Below are 517 nucleotides of genomic sequence, written 5' to 3'. Positions count from 1 at the left end.
CAAGAAAAGCTTAACCTCAGTATGGACGAGTTTATTCAGCGTTTTATTAGCCACATTCCGGATAAAAATTTTAGGATGATCCGCTACTATGGCTTTTTAGCGCCCCGCCGCCGGACTACACTGCTGCCAATAATTGATGCCTTATTGGGGCAGGAAAAAGAAAAAGTCATCCACATTACCTATGCAGCGATGTTAAAACGCCTGAGTCGCGTTGACCCTCATCAGTGCATCCTGTGTGGCTGTCGTTTGGTGCTCTGCGGCATCACATCAGGCCTGCCATGGCATCAGTTAATGCTTCACCATGAATCCTCTGGCAAAAATGAAGGGGGTTTAGCTTCTGCAGGGAAGGTGCGCACAGCGGTCGGAAATGCGGGTTTTTTAAACGAAAATGACCCTGTTATCACCCGGGACTCTTTACGTTAAGGAGAATAACCCCAACGTTTGAAAATAATATCGTTTATTTTTTGATTCAATTCTGTTTTTGACAATAAAACCAAATTATTAAAATCCCTATCTA

General features: G+C 43.5%; 1 pseudogene. It reads left to right on the top strand.

What is annotated here, in order from left to right:
• A pseudogene (locus tag REG_RS14945) lies at positions 1 to 334 on the top strand (transposase); the annotation flags it as partial.
• Between the last annotated feature and the right edge of the window lie 183 nt (positions 335 to 517).

Origin of the sequence: Candidatus Regiella insecticola LSR1 (assembly GCF_000143625.1) — a bacterium.
Taxonomy (GTDB): domain Bacteria; phylum Pseudomonadota; class Gammaproteobacteria; order Enterobacterales; family Enterobacteriaceae; genus Regiella; species Regiella insecticola.
Note: the sequence above shows the minus strand (reverse complement) of the source record. Positions and strands in the feature narration are given on the sequence as shown.